Here is a 19,492-nt window from a genome sequence, read left to right as displayed (position 1 = left end):
ATGGACGCCGCAGCCTTCCTCCGCGCCGCCGAGGCGCTGCCCGCGACCGAGGACCCGCGCGCGGTCCTCGGGCCCCGCGGCGCCCTGGTGCTGGCGCCGCATCCGGACGACGAGTCGATCGGCTGCGGCGGGCTGGTCGCCGCCGCCGTCGCGGCCGGGCTGCCGGTGCGGGTGGTGATCATGAGCGACGGCAGCGGCTCGCATCCCGGCCTGCCGCCGGCCCGCGTGCAGGCGGTGCGGGAGGCGGAGGCGCTGGCCGCCACCGCGGCGCTCGGGCTGGGGCCGGAGGCGGTGCATTTCCTGCGGCTGCGCGACACCGCCGTGCCCGGCGAAGGCCCGGAATTCGAGGCCGCGGTCGCGGCCGTGCTGGCCCTCGCCGTGCCGCCGCCCAGCGCGCTGCTCTGCACCTGGAAGCACGACCCGCACCGCGACCACCAGGCGAGCTCCGCCATGGCCGAGGCCGTGGTGCGCCGCCTGCCCGGCACGCGGCTGCTGGCCTATCCCGTCTGGGGCTGGGGCTATGCCTGCCCCCTGCGCGGCTTCCCCCTCGGCACCCCGCCCGAGCTGCCCGGCCCGCCGCGCGGCCATCGCTTCGAGATCGGCCCTGTGCTGGAGGCGAAGCGCCGCGCGATCGCGGCGCACCGTTCCCAGCACAGCGACCGGCTCGGCGATCCCACCGCCTTCCAGCTCCTGCCCGAGATGCTGGCGCTCGCCGAGCGGGACTACGAGATCCTGCTGGACGAGACGCCATGAGCCGCCGCGCGGAGCGCACGCTGCCGCCCGGCTATTTCGAGGCGCTCTATGCCGCCGACCCCGACCCCTGGCGCTTCGCCAGCAGCGACTACGAGCGCGACAAATATGCCGCGACCATCGCCGCCCTGCCGCGCCCGCGCTACGGCCGTGCCTTCGAGATCGGCTGCTCCATCGGCGTGCTGACCGCGCAGCTTGCCGCGCGCTGCGATGCCCTGCTGGCGGTGGATGCGGCCGAGGCGCCGCTCGCCGCCGCGCAGGCGCGCTGCGCCGGGCTGCCGAAGGTCGCCTTCCGGCGCATGGCCGTGCCGGCGGATTGGCCGGAAGGGCGCTTCGACCTGATCCTGCTCTCCGAGGTGGTCTACTACCTCGACGCCGCGGACGGCGCGCGCCTCGCCCGCCGCGTCGCGGAGTCGCTGACGCCGGGCGGCGAGGCGCTGCTGGTCCACTGGACTGAAGAGACCGACTACCCCCTCTCGGGCGATGCGGCGACGGAGGGCTTCATCGCCGCTGCCGGCCTGCCCGTCATCCGGCAGCAGCGGGCCGCGCGCTACCGGCTGGATCTGCTGGGACGGCAAGGTTCCGGGCCAGATCCGTCGCCCTGACGGCGGCGAGGATCGCTGCGGCGATCGCCGTCTCGCGCGGCAGGGCGGCGGGGTCGAGCGGCACCCGGCGCAGCGCCGGCGTCGCGGCCTGCAGCGCTTCCCAGGCCAGGCCGAAGCTCGACGCCGAGAGCACGCGCCGCATGGCGGCAGGCGCAATGCCGAGGGCGATCTGTAACCGCAGCGGGTTGCCCGGCCGCGGCGCCCCGGCCCGCAGCAGCCGCAACGCGCGGCGGGTGCGGAGGCGCAGCCAGGCGCGGCGGGCGGGCTCCAGCCGGTCGTCCACCAGCGCGTGGGGATCGGCCAGGCGCCGGCGCAGCGTCGCCGCCATGCCGCCGCCGGCCCGGCCGTCGAGCCGGCAGGAGACCAGCACCCGCGCCGCCTCGCTGTGCCGGATGCGGGCATCCCTGCGAGCGAGCGCGGCGAAGAGCGCCCGGTCCTCCCCGCGCGGGACCAGGGGGATGCCGCCGACGGCGCGCCAGGCCGCGAGCCGCAGCGCGATGGAGGCGCCGGAATGCGTGCCGTGCGTCGGCCCGGGATCATGCGCGATGGGGTCGATGCGCGCCGCCATTTCGTCGAGCAGGGCGGCGTAGCGGGCCTCCTCGGCCTCGCGGCGGCGGAGCGTGGCGGGCAGGCGCGCGGCCTCGGCCGGGTCGGGCAGGACGGCGCCGGCCACGGCGTCGGCGCCGGCGGCGAGTTCGGCGAGGTTGGCGGCCAGCCAGCCCGGCTCCGGCCGCGCATCGGCATCGGTGCAGAGCAGGGCGCCGCCCGGCACCTCGCCGAGCAAGGCGGCGGCGGCCTCCATGGCCGCGGCGCGGGCGCCGCCGGCATGGGCGCGGCCGGGCGGCAGGGCGGCCTCCAGCACGACCAACGGGAAAGGCAGGTCCGGCGCCATGGCGCGGGCGGCGGCCGCGGTGCCGTCGCTGCAGTTGTTGGCGAGCAGCAGGACGGCGGTGCCGGCGAGCGCCTCGGCCGGCCGCTGGGCGGCCAGGGCGGCGAGGCAGGCGGGGAGGCAGTCGGCCTCGTCGCGGGCAGGAATGGCGATCACGGTCCGCAGCGCGGCGCCGCGCATCGCCGAGAGGGCGGCGAGCGCCGCGGGCGGGGCAGTCATCGTGCCGGCAGAACGGTGCGCCGGTCATCGCCGTTCCCATTTCGTGGTCGGCGCGGGCGCCGCGGGCGATCACAGTGTCAGGCGCCTGACGCTCGCTTTGCACCAGGCGCCCGGATCCCGACCCTCCTCCCCAGCGCCAGGGCATGGGCCGGGCGATGGCTGACCGCCCGGTCCTGGAAAACCCCTGTTTCCCTGTTCGGCCGGAAAGGGCCGTTTCCCCGTCCCGGCCTGGGGTCCCCCAACGGGCCGCGCGCAGCGGCGGTCAAGGCGGCGGCGCAGCCGCCCCGCGCGGAGCGCGGCCTGGCCTTGACCGGCGCGAGCACGGCCCGACGCTCGATGCGCCGGGACCGCCCCCGCGCGTTACCGGTGCCGCGCCTCCGCCAGGTGGTCGAAGCGGTGCGTGTAGCTGCCGAGGCCCTGGGTCTGGCTGCGCAGCTCGATGACCAGGTCCTGCAGCTCGGCCGCCGGGACCAGCGCCTCGACGCAATCCCAGCCTTCCCAGCCCTCCTTCGCGGCATAGCCGAGGATCTGGCCGCGCCGCCCGGTCAGCAGGCGCTGCGCGTTCGGCGTGTATTCCGCCGGCACGGTGACGGTCACGGCATGCACCGGCTCCAGCAGCACCGGCTCGGCCTTGGCCAGCCCTTCCTGCATCGCCATGCGCGTCGCCGTGGCGAAGGCCATGTCGCTGCTGTCCACCGAGTGGAAGCCGCCATCGAGCAGCGTCACCGCCACGTCCACGACGGGGTGGCCGAGCGGGCCCTTCTTCGTCGCCTCCTCGGCGGCCTCGCCCACGGCGGGGATGAAGCGGCGGGGCACGGCGCCGCCCACCACCTCCTCGGCGAAGGCGAAGCCCTCGCCGCGGCCGCGCGGCTCGATCCGGATCTTCACATCGGCGAACTGGCCATGGCCGCCGGTCTGGCGCTTGAGGCGGCCATGCTGGGTGACGGCGTGGCGGATGGTCTCGCGGTAGGGGACCTGCGGCCGCACCGTCCGCAGCTTCACGCCCGAGGCCGCGGCCAGCCGGTCCAGCGCCGCGCGGAGATGCAGCTCGCCCTGGCCGTGCAGCACGGTCTGGCCGCTCTCCGGGTCCAGCACCACCGTCAGCGACGGGTCCTCCTCCGCCAGGCGCTGCAGCGCGCCGGAGAGACGGACCTCGTCCTTGCGGTCCTCCACCACCACGGCGAGGGAATGGATGGGCTCGGCCGGCTTCGGGAAGTCGAGCGCCTCCGCCTGGCCGAGCGTCGTCCCGGTCGTGACGCCTTCCATGCGCCCGAGGGCGACGATCTCGCCGGCCTGGGCCTCCGGCACCTTCTGCGCCTCGCCGTTCGGGAAGCGGTGGATGCCGCCGACCCGGTGGCCGTCGAGCTGGGCGCCGTCCTTCACCGGCCCGCGCCAGACCCTGGCCCAGGAAAGGCGCCCGGCATGGCCGGCATGCACCGTGCGGAAGACCTGGGCGAGAGGCGCGCCTTCCGGCGCGATGCCGCGGCGCGCTGCGGTCTCCTCCGGCGCCGGCACGTCGTGGCGCAGCGCCTTCCAGAGCCGCTGGATGCCGTTGTTGTGCTCGGCCGCGCCGAGCAGGACGGAGACGACGGCGCCCGACAGCTCCGCCGTGTGCAGCGGGCGGTAGATCTCGCCGGGCTCGGGCACCAGGTCCTCCAGCACCTTCTCGAGCAGCGCGTCGTCGTGGTCGGCCAGCGCCTCCAGCAGCTCGGCCCGGGCCTCGGCCTCGCGCGCGCGGATGCCGTCGGGCAGCGCGATGCGCTCGGAGGCGGCGCCGCGGCGGTAGCGGTAGGCGCGTTCGGAGACCACGTCGACATAGCCGGTGACCTGCTCGCCTTCCCGGATCGGGACCTGGCGCAGCACCAGCTTGCGGTTGGTCTGGGCCTGCATGGCCGCGAGCGTGTCGCGGACGCGGCCGTTCAACTGGTCGATCTTGTTGACGAAGACGATCGTCGGGGTGCCGCGCTCCTCCAGCATGCGGAAGACGGGGCCGAGGACGGCGGCGCGGCCCGGCGCGGGCTCGGTCACCACGACCGCGAGGTCGCAGACCGCGGCGGCGCAGGCGGCGTCATGCGCGAATTCGACCGAGCCGGGGCAGTCCAGCAGCGACCAGGTGTCGCCATTGTGGGAGGCATGGGCGAGGCGAAGCTCGGTGCCCATACCGCGGGGGCCGCCGCGGCGGGGCGGCGCGCCGGCGGCGGCGAGGAGCGCGTCGAAGAGCGCGGATTTCCCGGCCCCCTGCGGGCCGATGAGCGCGACGGAACGGGGCTTGGCCCCGCCGGGTGATCTGCCGTTGGTGTCTGGCATGGAGTCTTGCCCTCCTGCTCTGCAGGCGGGCCGGAGCGGCACCGAGGCCGGACGCCGCCGGCCAGCCCGGGTCTCCCTGGGACCCTTGGTGGACGCGGGCGTCCTGGCGCCGCCGGGACGGACCCGGGCACCACGCGTGGGCCGAGCCTAGCGGGGTTCGCGGCCGGATTGCCACAGGGCTGTCACACCCGGATCGGGCCGCCCGCGGATGAACGCATCAGTAAACATAGGGTGATGCAAACCACGCGCGGCCGGCGGGCCCGCTCGGTCCGCAGTCGTCATTTCTCCACAGGTATTTTGCTGCATCGCAGCAGCGCAGCCTTCGAGGTGCATCATGCGACTGAACCTGCCCATGTCCGGCCACCAGGCCGGGACCTTCGTCCCGAACCTGATCGTGACCCTGCTCGGGGCCGCGATCCTCCTCACGGTGCTGGCCTTCCTGCCGGGTCCGGTCCTGTTCCTGGCGGTGCTGGCCGTGACAGTCGCGCTGGCGGTGAACCTGGCCGCGCTCCGCCGCCATGGCGGGCCCGAGGTGCCGCACCTGCCGCTGCTGCAGGAACACTGAGCCGCCGGGCTGTCCGCCTTCCCTGCCATCGCCGATAGTCGGCAGGGCAATCAAAGGAGGACGGCCATGGCGGAGACGAAGCCGGGCAATCTCGGCGCGTATGACCTGAAGGACCGCGTCGCGGTCATCACAGGCGGCAGCAGCGGCATCGGCGCCGCGATTGCCCGGCGGATGGCCGAGGCGGGCGCGGTGGTGGCCATCGGCTACAATGCCGGGGCCGAACGTGCCGCGGCGCTCGCGCGGGAATTGCCGGGCAGCGGCCATATCGCGCTACAGACGCCGATGGAGGACAGCGCCGCGCTGAAGCGCGCCGCGGCCGAGGTCGAGGCCCGGCTCGGCCGCTGCGACGTGCTGGTGAACTCGGCCGCGACCACGCGCGCCGTGCCGCATGCCGACCTCGAGGCGCTGGACGACGCGCTGATCGACCGCGTGCTAGTGGCGAATGTGCGCGGCCCCTTCGCCACCATCCGCGCCTTCGCGCCGCTGCTGAAGCGCAGCGGCGACGCGGTGATCGTCAACATCTCCTCGCTCGCCGCCATCACCGGCACCGGCAGCAGCATCATCTACGGGGCGAGCAAGGCGGCGCTGGACACGATCGGCGTCTCGCTCGCGCGCGTGCTGGGGCCGGACGGGATCCGGGTGGTGGGCATCTCGCCCTCGGCCGTCGCCACCGACTTCGTGCCGGGGCGGAGCCGGGAGGCAGTGGAGAAGCAGGCGGCCACCTCACCGCTCCGGACCGTGACGGAAGCCGATGACGTCGCGCTGGCCGTCATGGCGGCCGTCACGCAGCTTCGGCTGACCACCGGGACCGTCATACTCGTCGACGGGGGCAAACACCTGTGAGATGCAGGGAGGCGCTGCCTCCCTGCACCCTCCGCCAGGGGGCGAAGCCCCCCTGGAACCCCCCTTAGATTTCGCCCCAGACCTCGCGGGCGACCTCGACGCAGAGGCGGAGCTTGGCCCATTGCTGCTCGACGGTCAGCAGGTTGCCCTCCTCCGTGCTGGCGAATCCGCATTGCGGGCTGATGGCAAGCTGGTCGAGCGGCGCATGCTTCGCCGCCTCCTCGATCCGGCGCTTGAGCATGTCCTTGCTCTCGAGCTCGCCGGTCTTGGAGGTCACGAGGCCGAGCACCACCGTCTTGCCCTTCGGCAGGAAGCGCAGCGGCGCGAAGCTGCCCGAACGCTCGTCGTCATACTCCATGAAATACGCATCGACGTTGATGCCGTTGAACAGCACCTCGGCGACCGGGTCGTAGCCCCCCGAGGCGATGTGCATGGAGCGGAAATTGCCGCGGCAGAGATGCATGGAGATCACCATGTCGCTCGGCCGGCCGGCGATGGCGGTATTGATGAGCTGCGCGTAGGTCTCGAGCAGCCCCTCCACCTGCTCGCCGCGGTTCCTGAGCTGCGCGAGCTGCTCCGGGTCGCAGAGATAGGCGATGTTGGTCTCGTCGAGCTGCAGGTAGCGGCAGCCGGCCGCCGCGAAGTCCTTGACGGCCGCGGCATAGGCGGCGCCGAGATCGGCGAAGAAACCCGCCATGTCGGGATAGGTATGGGTGTCGACGGCGCGACGCCCGCCGCGGAAATGCAGCACCGAGGGGGACGGGATGGTCTGCTTCGCCACCGCGCCGCCGGCATTGGCGGCGACGAATTTGAAGTCCTCGACGAAGGGATGGCCCTGGTAGCGGATCGGGCCCGTCACCTTCAGGCCATAGGCCTTGGTCTGGCCGCCCACGAACTGGATGCCCTGGTCGGCCTCGTACATCTCGACGCCGCCGAGCTTCGCCAGGAAGTCGAAATGCCAGAAGGCGCGGCGGTACTCGCCATCCGTGACGGCCTTCAGGCCGACCGCCTTCTGCTCGGCGATGGCGTCGCGGATGCAGCCGTCCTCGATGGCGCGCAGGTCCGGCGCCTTGGCCGCGCGCGCCTCCCGCAGCGGGACCGGGCGGAGCAGGCTGCCGACATGGTCGGCGCGGAAGGGGGGCTTGCCGTTGGGCATCGTGGTCTCCCAGGGTTGGGCAGTGTCAGACATGGCTCAGCCCGAGATGGCGTTCCGCCACCTCCGGCGCGGCGAGCAGCGCGGCGCTGTCGCCTTCATGGACGATCCGGCCGCGATCGAGGATCACGGCGCGGTCGGTGATGGGCAGCACCAGCCTTGCATGCTGCTCCACGATGATCGCCGCAAGCCCCTCCTCCCGCACCATCCGGCGGATGGCAGCGAGCAGGCCCTGGACGATCACCGGCGCGAGGCCCTCGGTCGGCTCGTCCAGCAGCACCAAGCGCGGGTTCAGCATGAGGGCGCGGCCCATGGCGAGCATCTGCTGCTCCCCGCCCGAGAGCGCGCTGCCGAGGTTGCGGCGCCGCTCGCCGAGGCGGGGGAAGAGGTCGATCACGCGCGCAAGCGTCCAGGGGCCGGGGCGGGCGACGGCGGTCAGGTTCTCCTCCACCGTGAGGGAGCGGAAGATGTTCCGCTCCTGCGGCACCCAGCCGAGGCCGAGCGCGGCGCGCCGCTCGCTCGGCAGCCGGGCGAGATCCTGGCCGGAGAAGCGGAGGGTTCCGGCGCGCAGCCGCGGCCCGGCGCCCATGACAGTGGTGATCAGCGTGGTCTTGCCGGTGCCGTTGCGGCCGAGCAGCGCTACCGCCTCGCCCGGCGCGACGCTCAGCGCGATGTCGTGCAGCACCACGGCCTCGCCATGGCCGGCAGTGACGCCCCGGAGCGCGAGCAGCGGCTCAGCCATGGGCGGCCTCGCCGAGATAGACCTCGCGCACCCGCGGATCGCGCGCGATCTCGGCCGGCGGTCCCTCCACCAGCACGGCGCCCTGCGCGAGCACCGTGATGCGCTCGGCGAAGCGGAAGACCAGGTCCATGTCGTGCTCGATCAGCAGCACCGTCACGTCGCGCGGCAGGGCGGCGACGGCGTCCAGCACCGCGCGGCTCTCGCCCGGCGGCACGCCGGCGGCGGGCTCGTCCAGCAGCAGGACGCGGGGCTTCAGGGCCAGGGCGAGCGCGATCTCCAGCAGGCGCTGCCGGCCATAGGGCAGGCTGTGCGTCTCCGCCCGCATCTCTGTGGCGGTGAACCGCAGGCTGTCGAGCAGCGCCCGCGCCTCCGCCCGCACCGCCGCATGCGCCGCGACGGGGCGCCACCAGCGCCCGGTCAGACCCTCGCGCTCCAGCAGCGCGAGCGTGACCGCCTGCTCCGGCGTGAATTCGGGGAAAAGCTGGTTGATCTGGAAGGTCCGCGCCAGGCCGCGCTTCACCCGGGCATGCATCGGCAGGGCGGTGACCTCCTCCCCGCCCAGCAGCACGCGGCCGGCGGTGGGGCGCAGCGCGCCGGTCAGCAGGTTGACCAGCGTGGTCTTGCCGGCGCCGTTCGGGCCGATGACCGCATGCCGCGCCCCCTCGGCCAGCGCCAGGTCCACGCCGGCGACCGCGCGGAAGCCGCCGAAGTCGCGCGTCAGCGCCTCGGTCGAGAGCGCGGTCATGCCCGCCCCCGCCGCAGCAGCGCCGCGCCGAGGCCCAGCAGCCCGCCGCGGCCGGCGAGCGCCAGCGCCACCAGCGCCACGCCGATCCAGAACTGCCAGAAGAGCGGGCTCATCTCGGACAGCACATGATGGGCGAAGGTGAAGGCCGCCGCACCCAGCATGGCGCCGTAGAGCCCGCCGAGACCACCGAGGACCAGCATCAGCAGCCCTTCCGCCGAGCGCTGAAAAGACAGCGCGTCGAGCGAGACGAACTGCGTGGTCTGTGCCAGCAGCGCCCCGGCGACGCCGGCATAGGCGGCCGAGAGCGCATAGGCCGCGACCAGCCGCGCCCGCACCGGCGTGCCGATCGCCGGCATGCGCCGCGCATTGCCGCGGATGCCGCGGAGCGCCAGGCCGAAGGGCGAGCCGGTGACGAGCCGCGCCAGCAGGAATAGCAGGAACAGCACGGCCAGGCTGTAGAAGAAGGCCGTATGGCCGAAGAGATCGAAGCGGAAGAGACCGAGGATGGACCACATCTCCACCCCGAGCAGCCCGTCCGCGCCGCCGGTCAGCCCGGGCAGCTTGTTCGCCGCCTCCGCCAGCATGAGCGACAGGCCGAGGGTGACCATCAGCGCCGGCAGGTCGCCGCCCCGCAGCACCAACGGCGCGGTGGCGAGGCCAAGCAGCGCCGCCAGCACCGCCGCCACCAGCAGGCCCGAGATCGGCTCGCCCCAGCCCTGCTGCGCCAGGATGCCGGCGGCATAGGCGCCGAGGCCGAAGAAGGCGGCATGGCCCAGCGTCAGCACGCCGGCGAAGCCCACCAGCAGGTCGAGCGAGAGGACGAAGAGCGCGACGATCCAGACCTGGCTCAGCAGCGGCAACTGCGTTGGCAGCAGCCAGTGGCTGGCCAGCGCCAGCAGCCAGAACGCGGCTTCCAGCGCCAGCCTCATCGCGCCGCGGCCTTCGCCAGCAGGCCCTGCGGCCGCAGGATCAGCAGCACGACCATGGCCGTGTAGATGGCGAAGGCGCCGAGTTGCGGCACGTAGTATTTGCCCGCCACATCCACCACGCCCAGCAGCAGCGCCGCGAGGAAGGGGCCGATGACGGTATTCGCCCCGCCCACTGCCACGACGATCAGGAAGTAGACCATGTATTTCAGCGGGAAGGTGGGATCGAGGCCGAGCACCTCCACCCCCAGCGCGCCGCCGAGCCCGGCAAGGCCGGAGCCGAGCGCGAAGGTCACGGCGAAGAGCCGCTCCACCGGGATGCCGAGGCCGCGCGCCACGACGGCATCATCGACCGCGGCCCGCAGCCGGCTGCCGAAGCGCGTCCGCACCAGGCCGAGATGCAGCGCCAGTACGATCAGCCCGCAGAGCGCGATGAGGAACAGCCGGTAGACGCCGATGCCGACGAAGCCCAGCTCGATGCGTCCGCTCAGCCAGGGTGGCAGGGTGATGAGCTGCTGCCGCGCGCCCATGAACCAGTCGACAACCGCGCCGGCGATGAAGACGAGTCCAATGGAGAACAGCACCTGCTCCAGATGGTCGCGGCCATAGAGCCGGCGGTACAGCACCCTCTCCAGCACCAAGCCCAGCGCCGCGGCGAAGACCGCCGCCGCGACAAGGCACAGCAGGAAGGGCAGGCCCAACCGGTTCAGCAGCACCACGCAGACATAGCCCCCGGCCATGCCGAAGGCGCCATGCGCGAGGTTGACGAAGTTCATCAGCCCGAGCGTCACGGAGAGCCCGACCGCGAGCACGAAGAGCAGCATGCCGGAGGCGATGCCGTCGACGAGGACGGTCAGCATGGGCGCGCGGCCCGCAGGGGGACCCTGTCCCCCTGCACCCCCTGCCAAGGGCTTAAGGCCCTTGGATCCCGTGAGTCACCGGCAGGCAGAGGCCCCCCGCTGGGGGGCCTCTGCCTGCCGATAAACTTACGCCGGGGTCCGGGGGGTCGCTTGACCCCCCGGCGGGGGAGTGCAGAGGGGGCAGCGCCCCCTCTGCGGCCACCCCGCGCAGGCAGCCGGCTCACGTCCCCGGATCGCGCACGGCCGGCAAGCGGTCGAACTCGATGTTCCAGAGTTGCCCGCCGCGCTCCTCGACCCGGCGGATATAGACGTCCTGCACGATGTCGCGCGTGCTGGCGTCGATCGTGATGGGCCCACGCGGGCTGGTCCAGGACTTTCCCTTCATCGCGTTCAGCAGCGCCTCGCCCTCGCCGGCGCCATTCGTCGCCTTCAGCCCCTCGGCGATCAGGTGCATGCCGTCCCAGCCGCCGACCGCCATGAAGTTCGGCCGCATGGCCGGGTTGGCGGCGAAGAAGGCCGCGGTGAAGGCCTTGTTCTCCGAGCTGTCATGCGCCGCGGAGTAGTGGTGGCTGGTGACGGCGCCGAGCGCCGGCCTGCCCATGTCGTTCAGGATGTCGTCGTCCACCACGTCGCCGGTGCCGATCAGCTTCACGCCGGCAGCGGCCAGACCGCGCTCGGCGAACTGCTTCATGACGGCCGCACCCTCCCCGGAGGGGACGAAGATGAACAGCGCCTGCGGCTTCGCATCCCGCACCCGCTGCAGGAAGGGCGCGTAGTCCGGGTTGCGCAGCGGCGTGCGCAACGCCTCGACCACCTGCCCGCCGCCGGCGGTGAAGCGCTCCTTGAACACCTTCTCGGCGTCGAGGCCGGGCGCGAAGTCGGTCACCAGCGTCGCGGCCGACTTGATGCCGTCCTTCAGCGCCCAGTCGGCGATCGGCGCCGTCACCTGCGGCAGGGTGAAGCTGGTGCGCAGGATGAAGGGGCTGCGCTGGACGATGACGCTGGTGGCGGCGGCCATGACCACCATCGGCACCTTGGCCTCGGTGGCGACCGGCGCGGCGGCGAAGGCTAGCGGCGTCAGGCCGAAGCCGGCCAGCGCCCGCACCTTCTCCCGCACCACCAGTTCCTGCGCCAGGCGGCGCGTCACCTCGGGCGCGGTGCCGGTGTCGTCGCGCAGCAGCACCTCGACCTTGCGGCCGCCGAGCGTCTCGCCGGCCTGCTTCAGGTACAGCTTCACCGCCGCGTCGATCTGCCGCCCGGTGGAGGCGAAGGGCCCGGTCATGGGCAGGATGAGGCCGATGCGCAGCGCCGCGCCCTGGGCGACGGCCGGGCAGGCCAGGGTGGCGGCGCCCGCCGCCAGGATGCCGCGCCGCGAGACTCGTCCGAGCATGGGTCCCCCCCTCTTCGTGGGCGTCTCTTTCGCCGGAGGAAGGGTGGAGGGCAAGAGGTTACGCGCGGCGCACGGCAATGCGCTTCAGCCGCTCCGCCGCCGCCAGGTAGAGCAGGACCAGCGCCAGCAGTGCCGCCAGCAGCGGCCCCGGCAGGGGCGCGAAGCCCAGCACCGGCGCCACCGGGCCGAGCGCCAGGGCCAGCGCGGCGGCGAGCGCGCCGAGCGAGGTCGCGGCCAGCACCGGATGCGGCCATGCCGCCCGCCAGGCCGGGCCGGCGGTGCGGATCAGGAAGATGACCAGGATCTGCGTCGCCATGCTCTCGACGAACCAGGCCGTCCGGAATGCCTCGGGAGCAGCCGAGAAGCCCCAGAGCAGCAGGGCGAAGGTGGCGAGGTCGAAGACCGAGGAGAGCGGCCCCATCACCAGGGTGAAGCGCAGCACCGCCCGCATGTCCCAGGCATGCGGCGCGGCGAGGTCCTCCCGGTCCACCGCATCGAAGGGGATGCCGATCTCGGAGAGGTCGTAGAGCAGGTTGTTCAGCAGGATCTGCGCCGGCAGCAGCGGCAGGAAGGGGATGGCCAGGGAGGCCACCGCCATGGACAGCATGTTGCCGAAATTGCTGCTCGTGCCCATGCGGACGTATTTCATGACGTTCGCATAGGTCCGCCGCCCCTCCTCCACGCCCTCCGCCAGCACGGAGAGGTCGGGGGCCAGCAGGATCAGGTCGGCCGCGGCGCGCGCCACCTCGGTCGCCTCCTGCACCGAGATCCCGGCATCCGCGGCATGGATCGCCGGCGCATCGTTGATGCCGTCGCCGATGAAGCCGACGGTGTGGCCGCGCGCCTTCAGGGCCAGCAGGATGCGCCGCTTCTGGTCCGGCGAGACGCGGGCATAGAGGTCCACCTGCTCGACCCGCGCGGCGAGGGCGTGATCGTCGAGTCGGGCGATCTCCTCGCCCGTCAGCAGGCCCTCGGCTGGCAGGCCGAGGGCGGCGACGAGGTGCCGCACCACCGGCGCCGCGTCGCCGGAGACGATCTTGGTGCGGATACCCAGGGCAGCGAGGCGCGCCACCGCCGCGGCGGCCGACTGCTTCGGCGGATCGAGGAAGGCACAGAAGCCGAGGAAGGCGAGGTCGCGCTCCGCCTCCGGCCCCGTCACCGCCTCCCCCTCCGGCACCGCCCGCACCGCAATGCCGAGCAGCCGCAGCCCCTCCGCGCCGCGCGCCTCGGCCTCGGCCAGCAGGGCGGCGCGGTCGAAGGCGCGGCCCTCGGCGTGGGTGCAGGCGGCCAGCACCGCCTCCGGCGCGCCCTTCACCACCAGCAGGCGAGTCGCCCCCCCTTGGCCCTCGCCCGCGACCAGCACGGAGGAGCGGCGGCGCTCGAAGCCGAAGGGCGCCTCGGCCAGGGCGCGCCAGCCCGGGGGCACCGGCTGCGCCGCCAGGATCGCCGCATCCAGCGGCGTCGGCACCCCGCTGGCGAGGCCGGCATTCAGCGCCGCCATGCGCAGCACCTCGGGCGAGGTCGCATCGGCCAGCGCGATCCGCGCCTCGGTCAGCGTGCCCGTCTTGTCGGTGCAGAGCACGTCCATGGCGCCGAGGTCGTGGATCGCCGCCAGCCGCTTCACCACGACCTGCTTGCGCGCCATGCGCAGCGCGCCGCGCGAGAGCGTGACGGTGGTCACCATCGGCAGCAGTTCGGGCGTCAGCCCCACCGCGAGGGCGACCGCGAAGAGGAAGCTTTCCAGCGCCGGCCGGTGGAAGGCGAGATGCGCCAGCAGCACGAAAAGCACAAGGAAAGCGGTCAGCCGCAGGATCAGCAGGCCGAGGCCGCGCAGCCCCCGCTCGAAGGCCGTGGCCGGGCGCCGCGCCGCCAGCGCCGCGGCGACGCCGCCGAGCCGCGTGGCATGGCCGGTGGCCACCACCAGCATGGTCGCGCTGCCCGCCACCAGGGCGGTGCCGGCGAAGAGGGCATTGGCCGCCTCGGCCGGCGTCGTGCCGGCGCAGGGGCCGGGGCGCTTGGCGACGGGATAGGGCTCGCCGGTCAGCAGCGCCTCGTTCGCATGCGCCCCCTCCCCCACCAGGACCAGCCCGTCGGCCGGGACCAGGGCGCCGGCGGCGAGGTCCACGACATCGCCGGGGACCAGATCCTCCACCGGCACCGGGCGCGCCCGGCCGTCGCGCCGGACCGTGGCGCGGACCGCGACGCTGTCGCGCAGCCGCGCCGCCGCCTGCTCCGCGCGGTACTCCTGCAACACGTCCATGGCGACCGAGATGCCGACGATGCCGAGGATGATGCCGAAGCCGGGCCAGTCGCCGGTCAGGCCCGAGACCAGCGCGGCGACGATGAGGATGGCGACCAGCGGCTCCACCAGGCGCCGCAGGACCTTCAGGGCGAGGGCGGCCGGCGCGCCCTCCGCCACGATGTTGCGGCCCTGCGCGGCGAGGCGCCGCGCCGCCTCCGCCTCCGTCAGGCCGGCGGGCGAGGTACCGAGGCCCTCGAGCAGCGCCGCTGCCGGGCGGGTCCAGAAGGGGTCCTCACGGGGATGCTCATGGCGGGACGGGGCGGGTCTGTGCAGCATGGTCCCCGGGATGGAACGCCAGGGCCAAAAGCGCCTTGATCCGGCACAGGGTGCAAGGGAAATCGCCGGAACGCCGCGGCTCGCGCCGTGTTGGGCCGCCATGCCCCTCACCCGCGCGCTGATCGCGCGCCGCCTGCCGGAGAGCCGGCACCCGCCGCAACCACCCCCGACCGCGTCCGAGGCGCTTCTCCGCGCCGGCCTGCGCGGCGCGCTCTGCGGCCATCGCGCCGGGGACCCGCTGCGGGTCTTCGCCTATGGCTCCCTGATGTGGGAACGCGCGGTGGCGCCGGGCGCAGAGGCCCGGCCGGCCCGGCTCCGCGGCTTCGCGCGGCGCTGGAGCCTGCGGGACATCCACAACCGCGGCGTGCCGGAGGCGCCGGGCCTGACGCTCGGCCTGGAGCCCGAACCCGATGCCTGCTGCGACGGGCTGCTGCTGACCCTGCCCGATGCGGCGGCGCTCTGGCCGGTCTGGCAGCACGAGATGCGGCCGGGCTTCTACCGCGCCGCCTGGGTCACCGCCGTGCCGCGGCTGCAGGGCGTGCCGGCACGGGCGCTGACCTTCGTCGCCGATGCCGCGCATCCGCTGCATGCCGGCGCGCTGCCGGAGGCGACGCAGGCGCGCATCCTCGCCCGGGCGGTCGGGCCGAGCGGGCCGGATGCGGACTACCTCCTCTCGGCGCAGGAGACCCTGCGGGGGGCGGGGCTGGAGGATGCGCTGCTGGACCGGCTCTGCGGCCAGGTGGGCCGGCTGCTGGCCTGCGGCTGATCGGCATCCTGGCTCTGGCACGGGGGCTGCTTCGCCCGGGCGGTCAGTCGAGGAGAGCGCCATGCCCCGCACCGTCCAGCTTGCCGCCCGGCCCGAGCCGATCAGCGTCGTCCCGGAGGAGACGGCGCTGATCGTGGTCGACATGCAGAACGCCTATTGCTCGAAGGGCGGCTATCTCGACCTGGTGGGGTTCGACGTGAGCGGGGCGGCGCCGGTGATCGAGGAATGCGCCCGGACCATCGCTGCCTGCCGCGCCGCGAGCATTCCGGTGATCTACCTGCAGAACGGCTTCTCGCCCGACCAGCGGGAGGCGCCGCCGACCGCGCCAGTCTGGCACAAGTCGAATGCGCTGAAATTCATGCGCATGAACGAGGCCTATGCCGGCAAGCTCATCACCCACGGCACCTGGGACCATGCGATCGTGCCGGAACTGACGCCCGAGCCGGGCGACGTGGTGGTGGCGAAGTCGCGCTACAGCGGCTTCGCCGGCACCGGGCTGGAGCAGGTCCTGCAGGCGCGGCGGATCCGGACGCTGGTCGTCATCGGCGTCGCCACCAATGTCTGCGTCGAGAGCACGATCCGGGATGCCTACCACCGGGAGTTCTTCCCGGTCATGGTCTCGGACGCGACCATGGCCGCCGGGCCGGGGGCGCAGGCAGCGACCGAGTTCAACGTGCAGGCCTTCTTCGGCTGGGTGACCAGCGCGGCGGAATTGCGGGCGGCCTTCGGAGCGAACGAGGCGGCCTGAGAAAAGGGCGCCGCGTCGCCGCGGCGCCCCTGTCCGATAGCCGGGCAGGCCGCTTCTGCGGCGCGCCGCCGTCCAGGCGCTACTTCTGCAGCGCCTGCACGATCTCCTGCGTCACCTTCTTCGCGTCGCCGAACAGCATCATGGTGTTCGGGCGAAAAAAAAGCTCGTTGTCGACGCCGGCATAGCCGCTCGACATGCCGCGCTTGACGAAGAAGACCGTCTTCGCCCGCTCCACGTCGAGGATCGGCATGCCGTAGATCGGGCTGGCCTTGTCGGTCTTGGCCGCCGGGTTGGTGACGTCGTTGGCGCCGATGACATAGGCGACGTCCGCTTCCGCGAACTCGGGGTTGATCTCCTCGAGCTCCTTGACGTCCTCGTAGGGGACGTTCGCTTCGGCCAGCAGCACGTTCATGTGGCCGGGCATGCGGCCGGCGACGGGGTGGATGGCGTATTCCACCTGCGCTCCTTCCTTCTTCAGGAGGTCGCCCATCTCCCGCAGCACCTGCTGCGCCTGCGCCACCGCCATGCCGTAGCCGGGCACGACGATGACCTTGGCGGCGTTCTTCATGATGAAGGCTGCATCCTCCGGGCTGCCGGCCTTGACCGGGCCACGGTCGCCGCCGGCCCCGGCGGCGGCACCGGCCGCCGAGGTATCCGTGCCGAAGCCGCCCAGCAGCACGTTGATGATGCTGCGGTTCATGCCCTTGCACATGATGTAGGACAGGATGGCGCCGGAGGCGCCGACCAGCGCGCCCGTCACGATCAGCAGCAGGTTGCCGATGGTGAAGCCGATGCCCGCCGCCGCCCAGCCGGAATAGCTGTTCAGCATGGAGACGACCACCGGCATGTCCGCGCCGCCGATCGGGATGATCAGCAGGAAGCCCAGCGCGAAGGACAGGATGGCGATGAGCCAGAACAGCACCGGGCTGCCGCTGGCGACGAAGGAGACGATCAGCACCAGCAGCAGCACGCCGAGCGCGGCGTTCAGCATATGCTGGCCCTTGAACAGGATGGGCGCGCCGGACATGCGGCCGTCCAGCTTGGCGAAGGCGATCACCGAGCCGGAGAAGGTGATGGCGCCGATGGCGAGGCCCAGCGACATCTCCACCAGCGACTGGGTGTGGATGTCGCCATGCGTGCCGATGCCGAAGCTCTGCGGGCTGTAGAAGGCCGCCGCGGCGACGAAGACCGCGGCCATGCCGACCAGGGAGTGGAAAGCCGCCACCAATTGCGGCAGCGCCGTCATCTGGATGCGGTTGGCCACCACCGCGCCGACGCTGCCGCCGATGGCGAGGCCGGCCAGAATCAGCACGATGCCGGTGGCATCCATGCCCGGCCGGAACAGTGTGGCCAGGATGGCGATCGCCATGCCGACCATGCCGAAGACATTGCCCTGGCGAGAGCTGGTCGGATGGGAGAGTCCGCGCAGCGCGAGGATGAAGAGGACCGCCGCGACTAGGTACGCCAGCGTCGAGATCGTCGCCATGGCGTCAGCCCCTCTTCTTCGACTGGAACATGCCGAGCATCCGGCGCGTGACCAGGAAGCCGCCGAAGATGTTCACCGCGGCAAAGGTCACGGCCAGGAAGCCGAAGATCCGCGCCGCCCAGTTGTCGGCGGTGCCGGCGGCCAGGATCGCGCCGACGACGATGACCGAGGAGATGGCATTGGTCACGCCCATCAGCGGGCTGTGCAGCGCCGGGGTGACGTTCCAGACGACGTAGTAGCCGACGAAGCAGGCCAGCAGGAAGATCGTCAGCAGGAAGAGGAAGGGATCGGCCGCGGCGGCGCCCTGCTGGATGGCCGGCACCACCTGCGTCTCGGCGAGCTGCCGCGCCTGCTGCGCCAGCTCGAGCGCACGCTGCGCCGTCGCCGTCGCCTGGTTGGCGAGGTCGGTCGGATTCATGTCTCTATGTCTCCTCCGAGACTGCCGGCCGTCGCGGCGCGGGGCGCCACGGGGCCGGCATCGGGTTGGTCACGTCAGGCGGCCTTCTGGGTCGCGAAGCTCGGATGGACGACGGCGCCGCCGCGGGTGAGCATGACGCCCCGCACGATCTCGTCCTCGGCCGGCAGCTTCGGCGCCTTCGCCTCCTTGTCCCAGAAGGTGGTCAGGAAGGTCAGCAGGTTGCGCGCGAAGAGGGCGGAGGAGGCGCCGGAGATCCGGCCGGGCCAGTTGTGGAAGCCGAGGATCTTCACGCCGTTCTCGGTCACGACCATCTCGCCCGGCTTGGTCAGCGCCACGTTGCCGCCGGCATCGGCCGCGATATCGACGATGACGGAGCCCGGCCGCATGGACCGCACCATCGCCTCCGTCACCAGTTGCGGCGCCTTGCGGCCCTGCACCAGCGCCGTCGTGACGACGATGTCCTGCTTGGCGATATGGGTCGCGACCACCTTCGCCTGCTCGGCATAGAACTCGGCCGAGAGTTGCTTGGCATAGCCGCCGGCGGTCTGGGCCTGCTTGCTCTCCTCGGACTCGTAGCCGACGAAGCTGGCGCCGAGCGACTTGATCTCCTCCTTCGCCGCCGGTCGGACATCGGTCGCCGAGACGCGGCCGCCGAGGCGGCGGGCCGTGGCGATGGCCTGCAGCCCCGCGACGCCGGCGCCCATGATGAAGACATTGGCCGCCGAGATGGTGCCGGCCGCGGTCATCAGCATGGGGAAGCCGCGGTCGAAGGCGGAGGCCGCCTCGACCACCGCGCGGTAACCCGCCAGGTTCGCCTGGGAGGAGAGGATGTCCATGCTCTGCGCGCGGGTGATGCGCGGCAGAAGCTCCATGGCGCCGGCATCGATGCCGGCCTTGGCATAGGCCTGCGCCATGGCCTCGTCGGCCTGGAGCTGGCCGAGGACCAGGGCGCCGCGCGGGATCAGGGAGAGCTCATCCACCGCCCCCTCCCCGGCGCCAAGCGGGGCGCGGATCTTGAGGACGATGCCGGCGCCCTTAAGCGCCGCCGCGGCGTCCGGCGCGACCTCGGCGCCCGCCGCGGCATAATCGGCATCGGGGATGCCGGAGGCGAGGCCGGCACCGGCCTCGACGGCCACGGTGCAGCCGAGGCCGATGAACTTCTTGACCGTCTCCGGCGTGGCCGCGACGCGAGTCTCGGCCGGCCGGCGTTCCTTCAGGACAGCCAGACGCATGCGGGGTCCCCTCTCTTCCGCGGACTAGATGCGGTTTTGCTCGCAGGCGGGCAACCCCGAACGGGGCGACCAGCGGAGGGCCGCCTGATACAGCCTGCGCGAATGCCTGACCATGGGGCCGGGTCAGGCGACCGATCTGTCGGGCTCGCCCGGGCCGGCACCGGCGAGCGCTATCCGTCAGGGCGGCGGAACCTCCGCCAGCCCCGCGCGCACGGCCCCGACGGCCTGGTCCAGCCCCGGGTCCCGCGCCGACAAGGCGTCCAGCAAGGC

Annotated in this window: 18 protein-coding genes; 6 read left to right on the top strand and 12 right to left on the bottom strand. The window is 73.0% G+C overall.

Going from position 1 to position 19,492, the window contains the following annotated elements; genetic code table 11:
- Positions 1-753 (top strand): PIG-L deacetylase family protein, encoded by a 753-nt coding sequence (locus Q7A36_RS14080; RefSeq protein WP_305104345.1) that lies wholly within the window; start codon positions 1-3, stop codon positions 751-753.
- Complete coding sequence (locus tag Q7A36_RS14075) at positions 750-1,355, top strand: SAM-dependent methyltransferase (protein WP_305104344.1); 606 nt, start codon at positions 750-752, stop codon at positions 1,353-1,355. The genes Q7A36_RS14080 and Q7A36_RS14075 overlap by 4 nt, the downstream gene beginning before the upstream one ends.
- Here Q7A36_RS14075 and Q7A36_RS14070 read toward each other — a convergent pair.
- Together Q7A36_RS14070 and Q7A36_RS14065 are read right to left on the bottom strand one after the other, a co-directional pair.
- On the bottom strand, positions 1,276-2,463 hold the full coding sequence (locus tag Q7A36_RS14070) for a glycosyltransferase (RefSeq protein ID WP_305104343.1): 1,188 nt from the start codon (positions 2,461-2,463) through the stop codon (positions 1,276-1,278). The two genes, Q7A36_RS14075 and Q7A36_RS14070, sit on opposite strands and share 80 nt — an antisense overlap.
- A 360-nt stretch (positions 2,464-2,823) precedes the next feature.
- Positions 2,824-4,770 (bottom strand): elongation factor G, encoded by a 1,947-nt coding sequence (locus Q7A36_RS14065; protein ID WP_305104342.1) that lies wholly within the window; start codon positions 4,768-4,770, stop codon positions 2,824-2,826.
- Positions 4,771-5,104: 334 nt separating this feature from the next.
- Between Q7A36_RS14065 and Q7A36_RS14060 the strand changes: the two genes are divergently transcribed.
- The gene (locus tag Q7A36_RS14060) at positions 5,105-5,335 is read left to right on the top strand and encodes a hypothetical protein (RefSeq protein ID WP_305104341.1); all 231 of its coding nucleotides are present in this window, start codon (positions 5,105-5,107) and stop codon (positions 5,333-5,335) included.
- A gap of 66 nt (positions 5,336-5,401) precedes the next feature.
- The gene (locus Q7A36_RS14055) at positions 5,402-6,178 is read left to right on the top strand and encodes an SDR family NAD(P)-dependent oxidoreductase (RefSeq protein WP_305104340.1); all 777 of its coding nucleotides are present in this window, start codon (positions 5,402-5,404) and stop codon (positions 6,176-6,178) included.
- Positions 6,179-6,242: 64 nt separating this feature from the next.
- On the opposite strand, the gene Q7A36_RS14050 is transcribed toward Q7A36_RS14055, so the two are convergent.
- The 7 genes from Q7A36_RS14050 to mgtA all read right to left on the bottom strand — a co-directional run bounded on the left by Q7A36_RS14050 (position 6,243) and on the right by mgtA (position 14,572).
- A complete protein-coding gene (locus tag Q7A36_RS14050) occupies positions 6,243-7,334 on the bottom strand; it encodes a 5-methyltetrahydropteroyltriglutamate--homocysteine S-methyltransferase (RefSeq protein ID WP_305104339.1) in 1,092 nt (363 codons plus the stop codon).
- A gap of 25 nt (positions 7,335-7,359) precedes the next feature.
- Positions 7,360-8,073: an ABC transporter ATP-binding protein gene (locus tag Q7A36_RS14045; protein ID WP_305104338.1), complete on the bottom strand. Its 714-nt coding sequence runs from the start codon at positions 8,071-8,073 to the stop codon at positions 7,360-7,362.
- Complete coding sequence (locus Q7A36_RS14040; protein WP_305104337.1) at positions 8,066-8,818, bottom strand: ABC transporter ATP-binding protein; 753 nt, start codon at positions 8,816-8,818, stop codon at positions 8,066-8,068. Before Q7A36_RS14040 ends, Q7A36_RS14045 begins: the two co-directional genes overlap by 8 nt.
- The gene (locus tag Q7A36_RS14035; protein ID WP_305104336.1) at positions 8,815-9,747 is read right to left on the bottom strand and encodes a branched-chain amino acid ABC transporter permease; all 933 of its coding nucleotides are present in this window, start codon (positions 9,745-9,747) and stop codon (positions 8,815-8,817) included. Before Q7A36_RS14035 ends, Q7A36_RS14040 begins: the two co-directional genes overlap by 4 nt.
- Complete coding sequence (locus tag Q7A36_RS14030) at positions 9,744-10,604, bottom strand: branched-chain amino acid ABC transporter permease (protein WP_305104335.1); 861 nt, start codon at positions 10,602-10,604, stop codon at positions 9,744-9,746. The genes Q7A36_RS14035 and Q7A36_RS14030 overlap by 4 nt, the downstream gene beginning before the upstream one ends.
- A 220-nt stretch (positions 10,605-10,824) precedes the next feature.
- Entirely contained in the window at positions 10,825-11,994 is a 1,170-nt protein-coding gene (locus tag Q7A36_RS14025) for an ABC transporter substrate-binding protein (protein WP_305104334.1), read from the bottom strand.
- A gap of 58 nt (positions 11,995-12,052) precedes the next feature.
- On the bottom strand, positions 12,053-14,572 hold the full coding sequence (gene mgtA, locus Q7A36_RS14020) for a magnesium-translocating P-type ATPase (protein WP_305104333.1): 2,520 nt from the start codon (positions 14,570-14,572) through the stop codon (positions 12,053-12,055).
- A 100-nt stretch (positions 14,573-14,672) separates the two neighbouring features.
- Here mgtA and Q7A36_RS14015 point away from each other — a divergent pair, with 100 nt between their 5' ends.
- Both Q7A36_RS14015 and Q7A36_RS14010 read left to right on the top strand, forming a co-directional pair.
- Positions 14,673-15,338 carry a gamma-glutamylcyclotransferase gene (locus tag Q7A36_RS14015; protein WP_305104332.1) on the top strand — a complete coding sequence of 222 codons (666 nt, stop codon included), beginning with the start codon at positions 14,673-14,675 and terminating at the stop codon, positions 15,336-15,338.
- A 61-nt stretch (positions 15,339-15,399) separates the two neighbouring features.
- Complete coding sequence (locus tag Q7A36_RS14010) at positions 15,400-16,086, top strand: isochorismatase family protein (protein WP_305104331.1); 687 nt, start codon at positions 15,400-15,402, stop codon at positions 16,084-16,086.
- Between the two features lie 79 nt (positions 16,087-16,165).
- Here Q7A36_RS14010 and Q7A36_RS14005 read toward each other — a convergent pair whose 3' ends face one another.
- The 3 genes from Q7A36_RS14005 to Q7A36_RS13995 form a co-directional block, all read right to left on the bottom strand.
- The gene (locus tag Q7A36_RS14005; RefSeq protein WP_305104330.1) at positions 16,166-17,572 is read right to left on the bottom strand and encodes an NAD(P)(+) transhydrogenase (Re/Si-specific) subunit beta; all 1,407 of its coding nucleotides are present in this window, start codon (positions 17,570-17,572) and stop codon (positions 16,166-16,168) included.
- 4 nt (positions 17,573-17,576) lie between these two features.
- Positions 17,577-17,990: an NAD(P) transhydrogenase subunit alpha gene (locus Q7A36_RS14000; RefSeq protein WP_305104329.1), complete on the bottom strand. Its 414-nt coding sequence runs from the start codon at positions 17,988-17,990 to the stop codon at positions 17,577-17,579.
- Between the two features lie 74 nt (positions 17,991-18,064).
- Positions 18,065-19,222, bottom strand: a complete 1,158-nt coding sequence (locus Q7A36_RS13995) for a Re/Si-specific NAD(P)(+) transhydrogenase subunit alpha (protein ID WP_305104328.1) — start codon at positions 19,220-19,222, stop codon at positions 18,065-18,067.
- Between the last annotated feature and the right edge of the window lie 270 nt (positions 19,223-19,492).

This window comes from Paracraurococcus lichenis (assembly GCF_030657435.1).
Lineage (GTDB): Bacteria > Pseudomonadota > Alphaproteobacteria > Acetobacterales > Acetobacteraceae > Paracraurococcus > Paracraurococcus lichenis.
The sequence above is the reverse complement of the archived record's forward strand: the minus strand, read 5'-3'. Positions and strand labels throughout refer to the sequence as shown.

Bases quoted from the DNA above. Each gene is read 5' to 3' on its own strand.
- Q7A36_RS14070 (WP_305104343.1), bottom strand. From the start codon at position 2,463: ATGACTGCCCCGCCCGCGGCGCTCGCCGCCCTCTCGGCGATGCGCGGC.
- Q7A36_RS14050 (WP_305104339.1), bottom strand. From the start codon at position 7,334: ATGCCCAACGGCAAGCCCCCCTTCCGCGCCGACCATGTCGGCAGCCTG.
- Q7A36_RS13995 (WP_305104328.1), bottom strand. From the start codon at position 19,222: ATGCGTCTGGCTGTCCTGAAGGAACGCCGGCCGGCCGAGACTCGCGTC.
- Q7A36_RS14055 (WP_305104340.1), top strand. From the start codon at position 5,402: ATGGCGGAGACGAAGCCGGGCAATCTCGGCGCGTATGACCTGAAGGAC.
- Q7A36_RS14080 (WP_305104345.1), top strand. From the start codon at position 1: ATGGACGCCGCAGCCTTCCTCCGCGCCGCCGAGGCGCTGCCCGCGACC.
- Q7A36_RS14040 (WP_305104337.1), bottom strand. From the start codon at position 8,818: ATGACCGCGCTCTCGACCGAGGCGCTGACGCGCGACTTCGGCGGCTTC.
- Q7A36_RS14000 (WP_305104329.1), bottom strand. From the start codon at position 17,990: ATGAATCCGACCGACCTCGCCAACCAGGCGACGGCGACGGCGCAGCGT.
- Q7A36_RS14075 (WP_305104344.1), top strand. From the start codon at position 750: ATGAGCCGCCGCGCGGAGCGCACGCTGCCGCCCGGCTATTTCGAGGCG.
- Q7A36_RS14010 (WP_305104331.1), top strand. From the start codon at position 15,400: ATGCCCCGCACCGTCCAGCTTGCCGCCCGGCCCGAGCCGATCAGCGTC.
- Q7A36_RS14030 (WP_305104335.1), bottom strand. From the start codon at position 10,604: ATGCTGACCGTCCTCGTCGACGGCATCGCCTCCGGCATGCTGCTCTTC.
- Q7A36_RS14025 (WP_305104334.1), bottom strand. From the start codon at position 11,994: ATGCTCGGACGAGTCTCGCGGCGCGGCATCCTGGCGGCGGGCGCCGCC.
- mgtA (WP_305104333.1), bottom strand. From the start codon at position 14,572: ATGCTGCACAGACCCGCCCCGTCCCGCCATGAGCATCCCCGTGAGGAC.
- Q7A36_RS14005 (WP_305104330.1), bottom strand. From the start codon at position 17,572: ATGGCGACGATCTCGACGCTGGCGTACCTAGTCGCGGCGGTCCTCTTC.
- Q7A36_RS14015 (WP_305104332.1), top strand. From the start codon at position 14,673: ATGCCCCTCACCCGCGCGCTGATCGCGCGCCGCCTGCCGGAGAGCCGG.
- Q7A36_RS14060 (WP_305104341.1), top strand. From the start codon at position 5,105: ATGCGACTGAACCTGCCCATGTCCGGCCACCAGGCCGGGACCTTCGTC.
- Q7A36_RS14045 (WP_305104338.1), bottom strand. From the start codon at position 8,073: ATGGCTGAGCCGCTGCTCGCGCTCCGGGGCGTCACTGCCGGCCATGGC.
- Q7A36_RS14035 (WP_305104336.1), bottom strand. From the start codon at position 9,747: ATGAGGCTGGCGCTGGAAGCCGCGTTCTGGCTGCTGGCGCTGGCCAGC.
- Q7A36_RS14065 (WP_305104342.1), bottom strand. From the start codon at position 4,770: ATGCCAGACACCAACGGCAGATCACCCGGCGGGGCCAAGCCCCGTTCC.